Annotated in this window: 1 pseudogene; it reads right to left on the bottom strand. The window is 51.8% G+C overall.

What is annotated here, in order from left to right:
• Window positions 1–618 (bottom strand): annotated as a pseudogene (locus GFJ39_RS14145) (integrase); the annotation flags it as partial.

The raw sequence follows: 618 nt of genomic DNA, 5'->3' as shown, positions 1-618 counted from the left end.
TATTCCCTGTACGTTCTCGATATCTTGGCAGCGCAGATTGCAGATTTCGCCCAATCTGAGGCCAGTATAAAGGGCCACATTGACTATCCCCGCATAGGTCCGACGGGAAATGCCGCGATGCTCCCATTGTGCCTGTGTCAGAAGAGCCAATTCTTCATCGGTCCAGCACCGGCGTTCCGTCTTCTTCGTTGTGTTGAAAGACCACTGTGACCAAGGGTTTTTGGCGACGATTTCGCGCTGTACGAGTACGGACCAGAGAGACGACAAGCGGGAGAAGTGATTCTTCACCGTTTTGCCACTCACAGTCTCAAGTCCTTGCTCTTTCGCGACCTCTACAGCTTTTCGAATGGGCAGGCGGTTTTTAGATTTCCCATGTGTTGCAGGCAACCCAAGGAGTAAGTCGTGAAAGTCGCCTGCGGTCGTTCCTGTCACCTGATTAACGGGCAGGTCTCCGAAAGCCTCAATGAACAGGTCGAGCGTAGTTTTCGTTCCCTTTATCGTGTCTGCGCTCTTACTGGCATCATTTAGAACAAATCGTTGAGCTATCGCGCTGATAGTTCGGGACTTGGCGTTCTTACGGTTTTCTTTAGCCGGAGGTAGTGCGGCTTGAGGTGGTTG

It is taken from the genome of Gluconobacter aidae, from assembly GCF_009547075.1.
Lineage (GTDB): Bacteria > Pseudomonadota > Alphaproteobacteria > Acetobacterales > Acetobacteraceae > Gluconobacter > Gluconobacter aidae.
This window is presented reverse-complemented; position numbering and strand designations above follow the sequence as displayed.